Origin of the sequence: Micromonospora sp. NBRC 101691, assembly GCF_030269285.1 — a bacterium.
GTDB lineage: Bacteria > Actinomycetota > Actinomycetes > Mycobacteriales > Micromonosporaceae > Micromonospora > Micromonospora echinospora.
The window spans coordinates 81,578-97,543 of sequence record NZ_BSTB01000024.1 but is presented as its reverse complement, the minus strand read 5'-3'; the positions used below and the strand labels follow the sequence as shown (position 1 = coordinate 97,543).

Below are 15,966 nucleotides of genomic sequence, written 5' to 3'. Positions count from 1 at the left end.
GGTTGAACACCGGAAGCAGATATCGGTCTTGACGATTCATGATTCCGGCGGCATCCGGAGTCGCCGGCCCGGGGCCGGCGCCGGACGACCGCGCGGCACCGATCACGTCGGGTCCCCGGGCGGGCGATAGGGTCGGTTCCCATGCGGAGCAAGCAGGAACTGGGCGAGGCCATCCGGCGAGACCGTCGCGCCGTGCTGGTGATCAACGCCCGTTCCCGCCGGGGTCGTCGCCGCTACGACCACGCACGGTCCCGCCTGCTGGCAGCCGGATTCGACCTGCTCGGCACGTACCCGGTCGACCGTCCCGGCCAGCTGGAGGAGAGCCTCACGGCCGCCGCCGCCCTGGCACCGGACCTGCTCGTGGCCGGCGGCGGGGACGGCACGCTCAGCGCCGCCGCCCGGCTGCTCGCCCACCGGGACATGGCACTCGGCCTGCTGCCGCTGGGCACCACCAACAACTTCGCCCGGACCGTCGGCGTGCCGCTCGACCTCGACGGGGCCGTCGCGGTCCTCACCGACGGCAAGGTCATCGACGTCGACCTCGGCCTGGCCGGGGACGTGCCGTTCGCCAACCATGTCGGGATCGGGCTCTCCGCCGACATCATGCTCCGGACCCCACCCCGGCTGAAGCGGATCACCGGCCGGCTCGCGTACCCGCTGACCGCGCTCGGGCTGCTCGCCCGGCACCGGCCGATGCGGGCCACCCTCCGGTCCGCCGGGGCGGAGCACGAGTTCGTCACCCACCAGCTGTACGTGGCCAACGGCGGCTTCCACGCCGGGCGGCGGATCACCGCTGACGCCGACGCCGACGACCGGCTGCTGGTCGCCTACCCGGTGGGCGGGCCGACCCGACGCGGCCTGCTGCGCGACACGGCCCGCAACGCGGCCACCGGGCACCGCCGCACGCTCGGCGACGAACCGTTCCTCGCGGTACGCGAACTCTGGCTGGAGACCGACCGCCCGGCGCGGGTCGAGGTCGACGGGGAACTCTGCGGGCAGACCCCGATCCGGCTCGGCCTGGCCGCCAACGCGCTGCGGGTGATGGCCCCCGCCGACAGCCCGGACCGCTGACGTCCCACCCGGCGACCGCTCCGGCGCGCCAGCGCCGCGACCGCGTGCCGTCCCCGGCGTCCGGTCGTCGTGGCGACCCGACCCTTGCCAGATCACGACCGTCCGTGTCGTACTGGATCCGGTACGTCACGGAGGTGTCGATGGACGGGCAGAGGCCGCTGGTGGTGGATCCGACGGGCCGCGACATCCACGGGGAGGGCGCCCGGCTCCGGCGACAGGGGCCGGTGGCCCGCGTCGCACTTCCCGATGGGGTCGAGGCCTGGGCGGTCAGCAGTCCCGACCTGCTACGACAACTGCTCACCGACCCCCGGGTCTCCAAGGATCCACGTCGGCACTGGCCGGCCTGGATCGACGGGCAGATCTCCCCGGAGTGGCCGCTGTACTCCTGGGTCGCCGTACGGAACATGTTCACCGCCTACGGCGACGAGCACCGGCGGCTGCGGACGCTGGTCGCCCGGGCCTTCACCGCCCGCCGGACCGCCGCCCTGCGACCGCGCGTCGAGGAGATCACCGCGAACCTGCTGGACCGCGTCGCCGACGCGGGGCGGCACGGGGACGTGGTCGACCTGCGGGAGACGTTCGCCTATCCCCTGCCCATCCAGGTGATCAGCGAGTTGTTCGGCCTGCCCGGGGAACGACGGGCGGAACTGCGGTCCTTGGTGGACAGCGTCTTCCACACCTCCGCCGGCCCGGAGGAGGTCACCGCCACGTACGCCCGGCTCTACGCCGTCCTGGGTGACCTCGTCGCCACGAAGCGGCGGTCACCCGGCGACGACATGACCAGTGCGCTGATCGCCGCCCGCGAGGACGAGGGCGGCACCCGGCTCAGCGAACAGGAACTGCTCGACACCCTGCTGCTCATGATCAGCGCGGGTCACGAGACCACCGTCAACCTGATCGACAACGCCGTCCACGCCCTGCTCACCCATCCCGGACAACGCGCCCACGTGCTGTCGGGCCGCGCCTCGTGGGACGAGGTGATCGAGGAGACGCTGCGGCGGGACGCGCCGGTGGCCAACCTGCCGCTGCGGTACGCCGTCCAGGACATCGAACTCGCCGGTACGCTCATCCGCCGGGGCGAGGCCATCCTGGTCGCGTACGCCGCCGCCGGCCGCGACCCGGCACGGTACGGCCCGGACGCCGACCGCTTCGACGTCACCCGGGCCGACAAGGAGCACCTGGCCTTCGGCCACGGCGTGCACCACTGCCTCGGCGCTCCGCTGGGTCGCCTGGAGGCGCGGGTGGCGCTGCCGGCACTCTTCGCCCGGTTCCCCGGACTCACCCTGGCCGTGCCGCCCGGGCAGATCGAGCCGGTGGAGTCCTTCATCTCCAACGGACACCGGACCCTGCCCGTACGCCTCGTCACGGGCTGACCGGGTCTCCTCACCCGCCGGCGACCAGGTCGCAGACCTCGTCGGCGCTGCCCCAGGAGAGGGTCATCCCCGCGCCCGCGTGTCCGTAGGCGTGCACCAGCAGCCCCCCGTCGCGGCGTTCCGCCTCCACCCGGGGGCCGCCCTGCCGGGCCGGCCGCAGGCCGATCCGCTCCCCGAGCACCGGCGCGACGGCGAGTTCGGGCACCAGCGCGACCGCCCGGCGGAGGATGCCGGCCCGGGCCGCCGGGTCGGGGGCGAGGTCCGCCCGGCCGGGTTCGAAGGTGCCGCCGAGCACCACGTCCCGGCTGCGCGGATGCACGTAGGTGATGCCCTCGGGGTCGTCCTCGTCGCGGACCGACACGTCCAGACCGGGGTTGGCGACCAGCACCACCTGGCCGCGTACCGGGAGCACGGTCGGGTCGCCGCAGAGCGCGCCGGCGGCCAGGCCGGCGGCGTTGACCACCACCGGGGCCTCGGCGAAGAGGGCGTCGAGCGACTCCACCCGGCGTCGCACCACCTGGCCGCCGCCGGCGACCAGCCGCTCGCCCAGCCAGTCGAGGTACGTGGCCGTCTCGGCCAGCGGAGCCACGAAGCGCAGCTCGCGTACGTACGGCGCGGGCGCGTCGACGGCCTGCACGTCCCCGGCCGCCTCGGCCCACCAGGGCAGGCCGTCGGCGGCCTGGCGCTGGAACATCCGGGTCCGGCGCAGCAGCACGCCGGGCACCCCGTCGGCGGCCTGCCGGCGGAACTCCTCGTAGGTGGTGGCCGCCCAGCGCAGCACGCGCGGGTCGGCGTCGGTGTGGGTCGGATACCAGACCGCCGCCGCGACCGTCGAGACCAACCGCTCCGGCGGATCGGCGGTGAACACCGTGACCCGCGCGCCCCGCTCCTGCAACCGGAGCGCGGTCGTCAACCCGACGATGCCGCCCCCGACGACGATGACATCCCCCACGCCGCACCTCCCTTTCCCCAGGCATCGTGCCCGGCCGGCGCCAACGACCACCACCGGCCCGGCGAGGGTGCCGTCGTCGCCAGCGGTCCATGCTGGTCGTCCCGGACGTGACGCCACAGTATTCGGTCGGCGATCCGACGGCGACGCCCCTTTCGACGGCGGTCGACGGGGTCCGGGTCAGCCGGGAAAGGCCAGGGTGGTCGGGACGTGCGCGCGCACGTGCACGCTCGACGGGCCGGGGACCCCCGGTGGAAGGGCCAGCGCGATGGTGCGGTCGTGGGCGGCGGTGAAGGTGGCCGAGGTGGGCCGACCGTCCCGCCAGGCGAGGTCGACCAGCACCGGTCCCCGGGCGCGCAGCCCTCGGACCGTCCCGTCCGGCCAGGCCGGCGGCAGGGCGGGCAGCAGCCGTAGCCGGCCGTTGTGGCTCTGCACCAGCAGTTCGGCGATGGCCGCGGTGGCCCCGAGGGTGCCGTCGATCTGGAAGGTCGCCGGTGGTTGGAGGTTGAGCAGGTTCGGGGCCGTGTAGTGGGCGAGCAGCTCGCGCAGGCCCGCACCGGCGGCGACGCCGTCCCCGAGGCGGGCCCAGAGGCCGACGGTCCAGGCCCGGCTCCAGCCGGTGCTGCCACCACCGGCGTCCAGCCGGGCCCGCAGGGAACGGCGGGCCGCCTCCGCCCATTCCGGGGTGTCTACCGGGTCCACGGCGACGCCGGGATAGAGGCCGTAGAGGTGGGACAGGTGCCGGTGGCCGGGGTCGACCTCGGCCACCGGCGCGGACCACTCGCACAGCCGTCCGTCCGGGCCGACCACCGGCTCGGGCAGCCGGTCCCGGGCGGCACGGACGCGCCGGACCAGGTCGCCGTCGGCGCGGGCGGTCGGGTCGCCGCCGACGCGGGCGACCCGGTCGGCGGCGGCGAGGGTGGCCCGGAACAGGTCCCGCAGCAGCCACACGTCCATCGTGGTCATCACGTCCACCGCCACCTCGCGGCCGGCGGAGTCCCGGTAGGTGTTCTCCGGCGAGGTCGACGGGCAGCTCACCAGCCGGCCGGTCTCCTCCGGCGTGAGGAAGTCGAGGAAGAACGCGGCCAGGCCGCGCAGCAGCGGCCAGGCCCGACCGGCGAGGAGATCGTCGTCCCCGGCGAAGACGGCGTGGTCGACCAGGTGCAGGGTCAGCCACACCCCGCCCATCGGCCACATCGCCCACATCGGATCGTCCCGGCCCTCCCCCACCGGCCAACTGGTCCGCCACAGGTCGACGTTGTGGTGGGCGGTCCAGCCGGCGCAGTCGTAGAGCGAGCGGGCGGTGCGTGCCCCGGAGACGGCCAACTCGTCCACCATGTCCAGCAGGGGCCGGTGACACTCGGGCAGGTTGGTGGTCTCCGCCGCCCAGTAGCTCATCTGGAGGTTGATGTTGACGGTGTGGTTGCTGCTCCACGCCGGCTGCACGTCCTCGCACCAGACGCCCTGGAGGGTGGCCGGCTGGCTGCCCGGTCGCGACGCGGCGATCAGCAGGTAGCGGCCGTAGGCGAAGAGCGTGGCCGCCAGGCCGGGGTCGGCGTGCCCGGCCTGGAACCGGGCGAGACGTTCGTCGGTGGGCACGGCGTCCAGGGCCGGGTCACCCGCCAGGTCGAGGTGGACCCGGTCGAACAGCGCCCGGTGGTCGGCCTCGTGCCGGGCGGCGAGCCGGTCGGGGCCGACGGCGGTGGCCGCGTCCAGGGTCGCGGTGACCGCGTCGAGCAACCGACGCCGGTCGTCGTGCGGCACCCGGTCCCAGCCCCGGTACGCCGTCTCCGCCGCCACCAGCAGGGTCGCCTCCCGGGTGCCGGTGACCCGGAGGGTGTCGCCGTCGGCGGTGACCGTTCCCGGCCGGGCGAGCACCCGCACCGCGTACCCGAAGCACATGCCCTCGCCGGGGGTGTGGACGACCGGCTCGGACCGGTCGGGATGCGGCGGGGGCACGTGCGCGGGGACCCGGCCCCCGGCGGCGACGGTCGCCGGGTCGGGACACGTGGTCCAGCCCTCACCGTGCGGGTGGTGCAGGGTGACGGTGACGTCGAGCGGAATCTCGTCGCGCAGCCGGACCACCAGGACGTCGTCCGGAGCGGAGCAGAACGCGGTGCGGACCGTCGCGCCGGTGCGCGCGGTGGCCACCGCCCGGGTGAGGTCCAACTCCCGCCGGCAGTCACCCCCGGTCGGGGCGAGGTCGACGAGCAGGTCACCGAGGGGCTGGTAGGCCTCGCTGTTCGGACCCTGCAACCGCTTCGAGGCGGCGCCGGCGGCGGCCGGGTCGCGCTCGTCGAGCAGGAGACGGCGGACCTCGGCGAGGGTGGCGGGGCCGTCCGGCACGCCGTGCGACCGGGGTCCGCCGGACCAGAGGGTGTCGACGTTGAGGGCGATCCGGTCCCGGGCGCGACCGGCGTGCACCATCGCGCCGAGCCGGCCGTTGCCCAGCGGCAACGCGTCCATCCAGCTCGTGGCGGGGTGGTGGAAGCGGATCCGGGGACCGGGCCCGCCGGTCGTCGGGTCAGGCACCGGCACGCTCCCGGACCACCGCGACGCCCCCGGCGGGCAGGGTCACCGCGTCCTCGACCACCGCGCCGGTGAGCAGGTCGATCCCGGCGGCCGGCACCCGCTGCGCCGAACCGGTGTGGTTGAGCAGGAACAGCCAGCTCGCCTCCGGGCCACGGCGCCGCACCGCCTCGACACCGGGCGGCGCGTCCGGGCAGGTCGGTGCCGCACCGGCGGCACGGGCCGCCTCGTCGAGCAGCCGCCGGTACGTGTCCTCGTCGGGGCGGGTGGAGACGTACCAGGCGATGCCGTCGCCGTACCGGTGGCGGGTGACGGCCGGCTGGCCGGCGAGCACCCCGGCGGCGTACGCGTCGACCGGTTCCGCCCCGGCGAGCCGGACGGTCTCCGCCCAGAACCGGCCGGTGCCGCCGCCGGTCAGCGGGACCTCCTCGCCGTCGGCGAGCGGGTGGAACTCCTCCACCCGGACGCCGAGGACGTCCCGGTACGCCCCCGGGTAGCCGCCGAGCCGGATCCGGGCGTGCTCGTCGGCGACCCCGCTGAGGTAGCCGATGACCACGTGCCCACCGCCGTGGACGTGGTCGCGCACCCAGGCGGCGGTGTCGTCGTCGGCGAGGTAGAGGGCGGGCAGGACGAGCAGCGCGTACCCGGCCAGCGGGTCGCCGGGGAGCACCGGGTCGCAGGCGTACCCGGCCTGCCGGAGCGCCCGGTGCGCGACGGCCACCTCGGTGTGGTGGTGGATCCGGTCCGACGGCAGGGCACGCTGCTGCAACGCCCAGCCGCTGGCGGCGTCCCAGGCGAGCGCCACCGGGGCCTCGACGGCTCCGGCGTCGACCTCGGCGAGCCGGTCCAGCAGGCCGCCCAGATCGACGGCCTCCCGGAAGATCCGACTGTCCGGTCCGGCGTGCGGCACCAGGGCGGAGTGGAAGAGTTCCGCGCCGCCGCGCGACGCGCGCCACTGGAAGAACATCGCCCCCCGGGAGCCCCGGGCGACGTACGCCAGGCTGTGCCGGACCATCCGGCCGGGCACGGTGTGCATCCGGGTGTAGGCCGGGTTGGGGGCGGTCTCCATCAGCAGCCAGGAGCCGTGCGTTCCGGGCAGGTCGCCGTCGGCGGCGCGGGCGTGGTGGCGGGCGCCGTGCCGGGCCCAGCCCCGGGCCAGGTCGGCGGCGAGGGCGATCTGTTCCTCGGCGGCCGGTCCGGCGTCGGACGGGTAGTGGTCGATCGCGACCAGGTCGACCTCGGCGGCCCAGCGGGCGTGGTCGACCGGCACCCAGTCGCCGAGCACGTAGTTGGTGGTGACCGGCACCGTCGGGGTCGCCGCGCGGAGCACGTCCCGCTGCTCGACGTACGCGGCGAGCAGTTCGTCGGACCAGTAGCGGCGGAAGTCGAGCACCTGGCTCGGGTTGGGCAGGTACTGGGTGGCCCGGGGGGTGCTCACCTGGGCCCAGTCGGAGTGGTGCTGGCTCCAGAAGCTGGTGGTCCAGGCGTCGTTGAGCGCGTCGAGGTCGCCGTGGCGCTCCCGCAGCCAGCGCCGGAAGCCGGTCTCGGCATGGGGGCAGTGGCAGATCGTGCCGTACTCGTTGTGCACGTGCCAGAGCGCGAGCGCCGGATGGTCGGCGTACCGCTCGGCCAGTAGGGCGGTGATCCGGCGGGCGGCGGCGCGGTAGGCCGGCGCGGCGGCGCAGTAGGTGTCCCGGCTGCCGTGGTGCAGCCGGACGCCGTCGGCGGTGACCGGCAGCGCGTCCGGGTGGGCCAGGGTGAACCAGGGCGGGGGCGACGCGGTGGGGGTGGCCAGGGCGACCCGGATGCCACCGGCGTGCAGCAGGTCGAGCACCCGGTCGAGCCAGTCGAAGGTGTACCGGCCGGGGGCGGGTTCGAGGCGGGACCAGGCGAAGACGCCGACGGTGACCAGGGTGACCCGGGCCCGCCGCATCAACTCGACGTCCTGCTCCCAGACCTCCGCCGGCCACTGCTCCGGGTTGTAGTCGCCGCCGTAGCAGAGCCGACCGTCCAACATCATGCCGCACTCCCACCACTTTGTTTACCGTCCGGCTAAATTATTGGCGGGGAAGGCCCTTGTCAACGCGGTTCACCCCACAGGAAGGGCCGATTCTCGTTGACACTTTGTTGGGTATCCAAAGAAACTGGTGGGGTTGCCGACCCGGGGACCGAGGAGACGTCCATGCCGTACCGCCCGCCACTGGTTCCGTTCGAGACCTTCGTGGCCGACCCGCCCGACCTGCCGGTCCGCCGCGCCGGGGACGACGGCCCCGCCGTGGTCGCCCGGGCCGAGGTGGTGGAGACCGACGACCACGGGGTGACCCTGAAGAGCGCCACCTCCGACGGCGGCTCCCTGGTCGTCCGGGTGGAGGCCGCCGGCGACGGCGTGATCCGGGTGCGGCTCGCCGAGGACCCGCAGGCCCGCAGCCGCTCCGCCCGGATCCTGCCGCTGGTCACCGGCGAGCCCCGGCCCGCCCGGGTCACTGTCGACGACGGCCTGGTCCGGCTCGACGCCGGGGCGGTCGTGGCCGAGATCCGGCTCGATCCCTGGCACCTGCGCTTCCTCGCCCCGGACGGGCGGGTGCTGCTCCAGCAGGACGGCGGCACCCTGGACATCTCCGGCCGGCGGCGCACCCTGCCCTTCGGCCGCTCCGGCTCCGGCGGAGAGCCGGTGGCGTACCACGAGAGCTTCGTGGCCCCCGGCGACGAGCGCTTCGTCGGCTTCGGGGAGAAGTTCACCCCGCTGGACAAACGCGGCCAGCGTGCCCTGATGTGGAACTTCGACGCCTTCGGCAGCGAGTCGGACCGGTCGCACAAGTGCGTGCCGTTCTACCTGTCCAACCGGGGCTACGGGGTGCTGGTCGACAGCGGCCTGCCGGTCGAGTTCGACGTCTGCCAGTCCACGCACAGCAGCGTGCAGATCCTCGTTCCGGACGACGTGCTCGACTACTACGTCCTGGCCGGGCCGACCCCGACCGAGATCCTCGACCGGTTCGACCGCCTCACCGGGCGGCCATACCTGCCGCCGAAGTGGGCGTTCGGGTCCTGGATCTCCTCCGGCTTCTACCCGGACAGCCAGGAGCGGGTGCTGGAACGGGCCCGCCGCATCCGCGAGCGGGGCATCCCCTGCGACGTGCTGCACCTGGACTGCTACTGGCAGGTCGACGGACGCTGGTCGGACCTCCAGTGGGACGCCGAACAGTTCCCCGACCCGGCCGGCATGATGGCCACCCTCGCTGAGCAGGGGTTCCGGGTCTGTCTCTGGATCAACCCGTACGTCTCCGCCGACAGCCCGCTCTACGCCGAGGCGGCCGAGGCCGGCTACTTCCTGACCCACGCCGACGGCCGCACCTACGTGGCCGACGTCTGGCACGGCAGCCACGCGGCCAGCGCGATCGTCGACTTCACCGACCCGGAGGCGACCGACTGGTTCACCGGGCTGCTGCGCCCGCTGCTGGAACAGGGCGCGGCGGTGTTCAAGACGGACTTCGCCGAGGGGGTACCGGCCGACGCGGTGGCCGCCAACGGCATGACCGGCGTGGAACTGCACAACGTGTACTCGCTGCTGTTCAACGACGCGGTCTCGACCGTGACCCGGGAGGTGGCCGGGCACGACACCGTCTGGGCCCGGTCGTCCTTCCTCGGCGGGCAGCGGCACGCCGCCCAGTGGAGCGGTGACGTCAACGCCACCTGGCCGGCCCTGGCCAGTACGCTGCGCGGCGGGCTCTCGCACGGGCTCTCCGGCATCCCGTTCTGGAGCCACGACACCGGCGGCTTCCACGGCACCCCGGAGCCCGACCTGTACGTGCGCTGGACCCAGTTCGGGGCGTTCTCCCCGCTGGTCCGGCTGCACGGCACCACCAGCCGGCTGCCCTGGGACTTCCCCGCCGAGACCGAACGGGACGCGGTGGCGGCGCTGCGGTTGCGCTACCGGTTCCTGCCGTACCTCTACTCGGTCGCGGCCGAGGCGGCCCGCACCGGGGCGCCGATGATGCGGGCCCTGCTGGTGGACACCCCGGACGACCCCACCGCGTGGACCCGGGACCTGGAGTACCGGCTCGGCCGGGACCTGCTGGTGGCCCCGATGTACGACCCGACCGGCCGACGCACCGTGTACCTGCCCGAGGGGGACCGGTGGGTCGACGCGCACACCGGCGAGGTGCACGACGGCGGCCGGCACCTGCCCGTCGACGTACCGCTGGAGCGCACCCCGCTCTTCGTCCGGTACGGCGCGCTGCTGCCGGTCGCTGCCCCGGCCGACCGGATCGCCGACGGCCCGTTCACCGACGTCACGTTGGTGAGCTGGGGCGGCGTGGACGGCCGCGCGGTGGTGCACGACTCCGACGGCGACACGGTCGTCACGGCGGTCCGCGACGGCGACACGCTGCGGGTCACCAGCGACGGGCCGCTGCGGCTGCGCGGGGTGGCCCTCGCGCCGGTGGCCGGGGCCGACGCACCGGCCCGGGTGCTGCTCGACGGCGCCGAGGTGCCGCCGACGCCGCTCGACGGGTTGTTCGACCCGGCGGGCTGAACCCGCACACGGCGCCCCGACCGGAGACGGTCGGGGCGCCGAAGCGTGCGGCCGGGGACTGCCGGTGGGGCCGGACGCGGCGACGGGACGGGATCGGGTCAGCCCTTGACCGCGCCGGTGATCACGCCCTTGGTGAAGTGCCGCTGCACGAACGGATAGATGATCACGGCGGGAAGGACGGTCACCACCACCACCGCCATCTTGACCGCCAGCGTCGGCGGGTACGCGGTCACCCCCGGGATGTTCCACGACGACCCGGAAACGGCCGGTGACTGTCCACCCAGGATGTAGGTCTGCAACACCCGCTGGATCGGGAACTTGTCGTTGTCGTCGATGTAGAGCACCGAGTTGAAGTACGCGTTCCAGTACCCGACGGCGTAGAAGAGACCGACCACCGCGACGACCGCCTTCGACAGCGGCAGCATGACCTTCCACAGGATGCGGAACTCGCCCGCCCCGTCGATCCGGGCGCTGTCGACCAGTTCGCCGGGGACGTTCATGAAGAACGCCCGGATCACCACCAGGTTGAAGACGCTGATCGCGCTGGGCAGGATCAGCGACCAGATGCTGTCCTTCAGGCCCAGCCCGGTAACCACCAGGTAGCTGGGCACCAGGCCGGGGAAGATCAGGAAGGTCAGCAGGAAGAAGAAGAGCAGCCCCCGGTGCGCCACCGAGCCCGGCCGGGAGAGACCGTACGCGGCGAGCACGGTGAGCACCAGACTCACCGCCGTCCCGAGCACGGTGACCAGGGTGCTGATCCAGACCGCCTGGGTGATCTGACCGCCGTTGAAGATCGTCACGTACGCGCTCGGGTCGAACTCGCGTGGCACCACGACCATGCCACCGGTCTCGCTGATCGTCTCCCGGGAGGCGAGGCTGGTCACCACCACCGACCACATCGGAAAGAGCACGGCGAGCACCAACAGGGTGAGCACCACGCCCTTGCCGAGTTGGCCGGCCGGCGAGGGCGGTCCCTCCCAGACCGGCCGCGCCGGCCGGGCCCGCCGTTTCCGGCGACCGTCGACCGGGGGCGGCGCCACCGGCACCGGTCCGGCCCCACTGAGCTGTGCGGTCATGATCTCGAATACACCCCCTGTTCGCCCATCCGGTGTGCCAGGTGGTTGGCGGTGACGATGAGCAGCAGGCCGACGACCGCCTTGAACAGGCCGGCGGCGGCGCCCAGGCCCCACTGCTGGGTGGCGATCGCCTGGTAGTAGACGAAGGTGTCCAGCACCTCGGCGGCCTCGCGGCCGACCGCGTCGCGCTGGAGGATGAACTGCTCGAAGCCGACCGAGAGCGCGTCGCCCAGCCGCATGATGAGCAGCAGGACGATCACCGGGCGCAGGCCGGGCAGGGTGATGTGCCAGAGCCGCCGCCAGCGGCCCGCGCCGTCGGCCGCCGCGGCCTCGTACAGGTTCGGGTCGATGGCGGCGAGCGCGGCCAGGAAGACGATCGCGCCCCAGCCGACGTCCTTCCAGACCGCCTCGGCGGTGACCAGCACGATGAACGTGTCCGGGTTGGTCATCACGTTCCACGGTTCCAGCCCGGCCTGGCGCATCTCCTGGGCCAGCAGCCCGGCGCCGCCGAGCATCTGCACGAAGAACGTGATCACCAGCACCCAGCTGAAGAAGTGCGGCAGGTAGACCACGCTCTGCACGAAGCCGCGCACCCGGCCGGAGACCAGGCTGTTGAGCAGGATGGCCAGCAGGATCGGCAGCGGGAAGAAGAAGACCAGCTGGAAAGCGGTGATGGTGAGGGTGTTGCCGACCGCGTCCCAGAAGAGCGGGTCGCGGAAGAGCGCCTCGAAGTTGCCGAAGCCGATCCACTCGCTGTAGAGGAACGCCTCGAGCGGATCGTCGCCGACGAACGGGTTGTAGTCCTGGAAGGCGATCACGTTGCCGAGGGTCGGCAGGTAGTGGAAGACCAGCAGCAGCAACGCGGCCGGCGCGGTCATCGCCAGCAGCGGCCAGTCCCGGCGCAGCCGGGCCCGCAGGTTGCGCCGGGGGCGGGGCCGGTCACCGCGACGGCGACCCCGCTTCGGCGTACGCCCAGCCGGTGTGGGCTCCCGATCGGTGCCGGCCGGGGCGTCGACCGCCCCGGCCGTGCCCGCCCGGTTCATCGGCCGTTGTCGGCGAGCGCCTTCTCGAAGAACGCGCGCCCCTCTTCGCCACCGGTGGACAGGAACTCCTTGCGCACCTGGTCGAGATCGCCGATCGGCCGGCGGCCCCGCAGGATGTCCCGGATCTTGTCCTCGGTCGGGGTGAGGATCTTCGACCAGTTCGCCGGCAGCTCCAGCTTGATCCCGGCGAAGAGGTCCTTCTCCATCAACGAGATGTGCTTCTGGTAGTAGCCGAGGTAGTCGCGGACGTAGTTCGGGGTGTCGCCGCTGCGCACCTTCACCGGCACCCGGCCGCCGATGTGGGTGTACTGCGCGCCCAGTTCCTTGCGCCCCAGCTCGGTGGGGACCGGGCTGCCGTCCGAGCCCCGGGTGAAGTGCTTGCCTTCCACGCCGTACTCGCGCAGCTCGAACTCGCGGCTGCCGAACGGTGCCGCGCACCAGTTCAGCACCCGCAACAGTTCCCGGGTGCGCTCCTCGCCGAGCCCCTTCTTGAGGAAGGTGAAGAAGATCGGCTTCTCGCTGCCCCAGATCACCGCCGGTTTTCCGTTCACGCCGAAGACCGGCAGTGGCTGCATGTCGAAGCTGGCCAGCACTTTGGACTGTTCGCCCTGCATGCCCTGCCAGGCGCCGAGGCCGTCCTGGTACATCAGGATCTTGCCACCCTTGAAGAGCTGCTTCTCGTCGGCGCCCTTGCTGGCCACCGTGTCCGGGTGAACCAGGTTCTCGGCGAAGAGCCGGGCGGTGAACTCCAGCGCGGCCCGGAACTCGGCGGTCTCGAACTTGTGCTCCAGCCCGCCGCCCGGCTTCTTCCGCCAGATCTGCTGACAGCCGAAGAACTGCTGGACCATGTCGAAGACGCTGCCGAAGGCCCAGACCCCCTTGGCCGGGTCGGTGGCCTTCTTGCCGAACTCGTACAGCTCCTCGGGGCTGGTCGGGGCGCCCAGACCGCTCCTGGCCGCCAGGTCCTTGCGGTAGAAGAGCGCGTAGGCGAACGGGCCGTCGGTCGGGAACGGCACCGCGTACAGCCGCCCGCCCCAGACCGAGTACTCCCAGGCGCCGGTCGGCAGCGCGGCGAGGTACGGGTAGGTGGCGGCGGCATCGCCCTTGAGATGGTCGGTGAGGTCCTCGAAGAGCGCCTTGACCGCGTCGGAGAACCGGGCGACCTTGTCCACCTCCCAGTTCGGCACGCTGAGCAACTCCGGCACGTCGCGCGCGCCGAGCATGGCGTTGAGCTTGTCGGCGTAGGTGCCGCCGTCCTGGAGGCTGGGGTTGACGTCCACGCCGAGCTTGCCGTTCACCGCGGCCAGGTACGAGTTGCGGCCGAGCGTCGGTGGGGCCGGCCCCCACCACGGGCTCATCGTGCCGATCGGCGCGCCGCCCCGGCCGGGCTGCTCGGTGATCGCGTCCACCAGCTCACGCGGATAGGTGAGGTAGCCGTCCGGGATCGGCCCCTCCCCCGGGATGTCCGGCTTGAGCAGTTCGGCGGGCTTGTAGGTGGGCAGGACGGCACGGATCGCGTCGGCCTTGGTGGCGCTGCCCTGGCTGCCCGCCTCCTTGCTGCACCCGGCCAGGGTTCCGCCGGCCACGGTCGCGGCGGCGCCGGCCCCGGCGAGGCGGAGCAGGGTCCGACGATCGGTGGACACGTCCGGCAGGGACGGCTGCACGGCGCACTCCCTTCATGGCGAAACCGGGCCGGATCGTGGTGATCACGGTTGCAAAGCGGCCCGACCCGGTTAGGATTAGTTAGTCTTCTAGCCGAACAAACTAAACGACCGCCACCGGTCCCACAAGGGAGCGGACCCGGTGGTCGGCAACCGGACCGCGACGGGCGTACCGGTCGGAACCGACGGTCCGGGTGCGGCATGATGAAGACGCGATCACCGCCCACGACAGCACCGGTCGGGGCACGTCGGCGCAGGGAGCGGAGAACGTTGATCACCATGCAGACCGGGCCGCAGCCGACCGACCTGAGCGACGTCCGGGCCACCAACCGGGCCGTGGTGCTGCGTTACGTCCGCACCCACTCCCCCTGCTCCCGGGCGGACATCGCGGCCCGCACCGGGCTGAACAAGGCGACCGTCTCCAGCCTGGTGACCGAGCTGATCGAACGCCGGCTGCTGCGCGAGACCGGGCTCACCGAGAACCGGGTCGGCCGGCCGGCGACCATGCTGGTCCTCGACGGCGAGCCGTACGCGGCGCTGGGCATGCAGGTCGACGCCGACGAGTTGGTGGTGGTCGCGGTCGACCTGGGCGGAAACCGGCTGCTCACCTGGCGCCGGGCCTTCGGCACGCTGGACGCCTCCCCCGCCGAGACCGTCGCCGCCGTGGCGAAGCTGGCCCGCCGGGCCGTCGGACGCCTCACCGCCGGGGGCCGTACCGTGCTGGGGCTCACCCTCGGGGTGCCGGGGCTGGTGGACACCACCGGCACGGTGCCGTTGGCCGCCACCCTGAACTGGCGGGACGCGCCGGTCGCCGCCGAACTGCGGGCCGCGCTCCGCGACCCGGGCTTCCCGGTGGCCGTGGAGAACGTGGCCAACCTGGCCGTCCTGGCCGAACAGCGCCACGGGGACCGGGCCGGAACGGCCAACCTCGTGCACCTCACCGGCGGCGTCGGCATCGGCGCGGGCGTCCTCGTCGACGGGCGGCTGCTGCGCGGCGGGCGGGGCTTCGCCGGCCAGGTCGGGCACCTGCCGCTGGACCCGTCCGGCCCGGCGTGCCGGTGCGGCCGGCGGGGTTGCCTGGAGGCGCTCGTCGGTCTGCCGGCGGTGGTCCGCCGGCTGCTGCCCGACGTCGAGTCCGACGGCGCGGTCACCGACTTCGCCCCGGAGATCGAACGGATCCAGGCCCTGGCCCGCGCCGAGGACCGGTCCACCCTCGCCGGTCTGGCCGACCTCGGCCGGCACCTCGGGCACGGCGCGGCCGTCCTGGCCGACCTGCTCAACCCGGAGGCCGTGCTGGTGGGCGGACACTTCGCGGCGCTGGCACCCTGGCTGCTGCCGGCGGCCCGGACGGAGCTGACCCGGCGGGCGCTCGCCCCGGACGCCGGTGGCTGCCGGCTGGAGGCCTCCACGCTCGGCGCCGAGGCGACGGCGCTGGGCGGTGCGACCGCGTCGCTGGCCGCGGTCGAGGCCGGCCGGCTGCCCACCCCGGCCGCCGCCCTCGGCTGACCCACGTCCGGCACCGGGCGGCCGGACGCGTCCGGCCGACGCGACCGACCCGACACCCGCACCGACGGACATCCATCGACACGCCCGCGTGGAAGCGATCCCACCAACCTCTTGACCGGAGGACGGGGCTGGTGCAAGCCTCAGACAGCCGCCCCGTAACACGTGGGCAACCGGGGCGGGTCACGTGTGCATGCCGTCGAGGCGCTTCCCGCCGACCGGGCTGACGG

At 73.5% G+C, this 15,966-nt stretch carries 10 protein-coding genes; 4 read left to right on the top strand and 6 right to left on the bottom strand.

Annotated elements, in window-relative coordinates:
• The first annotated feature begins 141 nt into the window (after nt 1-141).
• Nucleotides 142-1,071, top strand: a complete 930-nt coding sequence (locus tag QSK20_RS28120) for a diacylglycerol/lipid kinase family protein (protein ID WP_285791633.1) — start codon at nt 142-144, stop codon at nt 1,069-1,071.
• A 140-nt stretch (nt 1,072-1,211) separates the two neighbouring features.
• The gene (locus QSK20_RS28115; protein ID WP_285791632.1) at nt 1,212-2,444 is read left to right on the top strand and encodes a cytochrome P450 family protein; all 1,233 of its coding nucleotides are present in this window, start codon (nt 1,212-1,214) and stop codon (nt 2,442-2,444) included.
• Between the two features lie 10 nt (nt 2,445-2,454).
• Here QSK20_RS28115 and QSK20_RS28110 read toward each other — a convergent pair whose 3' ends face one another.
• The 3 genes from QSK20_RS28110 to QSK20_RS28100 form a co-directional block, all read right to left on the bottom strand.
• Nucleotides 2,455-3,396, bottom strand: a complete 942-nt coding sequence (locus QSK20_RS28110) for an FAD-dependent oxidoreductase (RefSeq protein WP_285791631.1) — start codon at nt 3,394-3,396, stop codon at nt 2,455-2,457.
• A gap of 177 nt (nt 3,397-3,573) precedes the next feature.
• Nucleotides 3,574-5,925, bottom strand: a complete 2,352-nt coding sequence (locus QSK20_RS28105; RefSeq protein ID WP_285791630.1) for a glycoside hydrolase family 95 protein — start codon at nt 5,923-5,925, stop codon at nt 3,574-3,576.
• A complete protein-coding gene (locus tag QSK20_RS28100) occupies nt 5,918-7,942 on the bottom strand; it encodes a beta-galactosidase (RefSeq protein ID WP_285791629.1) in 2,025 nt (674 codons plus the stop codon). The genes QSK20_RS28105 and QSK20_RS28100 overlap by 8 nt, the downstream gene beginning before the upstream one ends.
• 162 nt (nt 7,943-8,104) lie before the next feature.
• On the opposite strand from QSK20_RS28100, the gene QSK20_RS28095 reads away from it, so the two are divergent.
• Nucleotides 8,105-10,453: a TIM-barrel domain-containing protein gene (locus tag QSK20_RS28095; RefSeq protein WP_285791628.1), complete on the top strand. Its 2,349-nt coding sequence runs from the start codon at nt 8,105-8,107 to the stop codon at nt 10,451-10,453.
• A 98-nt stretch (nt 10,454-10,551) separates the two neighbouring features.
• On the opposite strand, the gene QSK20_RS28090 is transcribed toward QSK20_RS28095, so the two are convergent.
• The 3 genes from QSK20_RS28090 to QSK20_RS28080 are packed head-to-tail and all read right to left on the bottom strand — an operon-like array spanning nt 10,552 to nt 14,236.
• The gene (locus tag QSK20_RS28090; RefSeq protein WP_285791627.1) at nt 10,552-11,529 is read right to left on the bottom strand and encodes a carbohydrate ABC transporter permease; all 978 of its coding nucleotides are present in this window, start codon (nt 11,527-11,529) and stop codon (nt 10,552-10,554) included.
• On the bottom strand, nt 11,526-12,572 hold the full coding sequence (locus QSK20_RS28085) for an ABC transporter permease (RefSeq protein ID WP_285791626.1): 1,047 nt from the start codon (nt 12,570-12,572) through the stop codon (nt 11,526-11,528). Before QSK20_RS28085 ends, QSK20_RS28090 begins: the two co-directional genes overlap by 4 nt.
• Nucleotides 12,569-14,236 carry an extracellular solute-binding protein gene (locus QSK20_RS28080; protein ID WP_285791625.1) on the bottom strand — a complete coding sequence of 556 codons (1,668 nt, stop codon included), beginning with the start codon at nt 14,234-14,236 and terminating at the stop codon, nt 12,569-12,571. The genes QSK20_RS28085 and QSK20_RS28080 overlap by 4 nt, the downstream gene beginning before the upstream one ends.
• A 276-nt stretch (nt 14,237-14,512) precedes the next feature.
• Between QSK20_RS28080 and QSK20_RS28075 the strand changes: the two genes are divergently transcribed.
• Nucleotides 14,513-15,739 (top strand): ROK family transcriptional regulator, encoded by a 1,227-nt coding sequence (locus QSK20_RS28075; protein WP_285791645.1) that lies wholly within the window; start codon nt 14,513-14,515, stop codon nt 15,737-15,739.
• Nucleotides 15,740-15,966 lie beyond the last annotated feature (227 nt).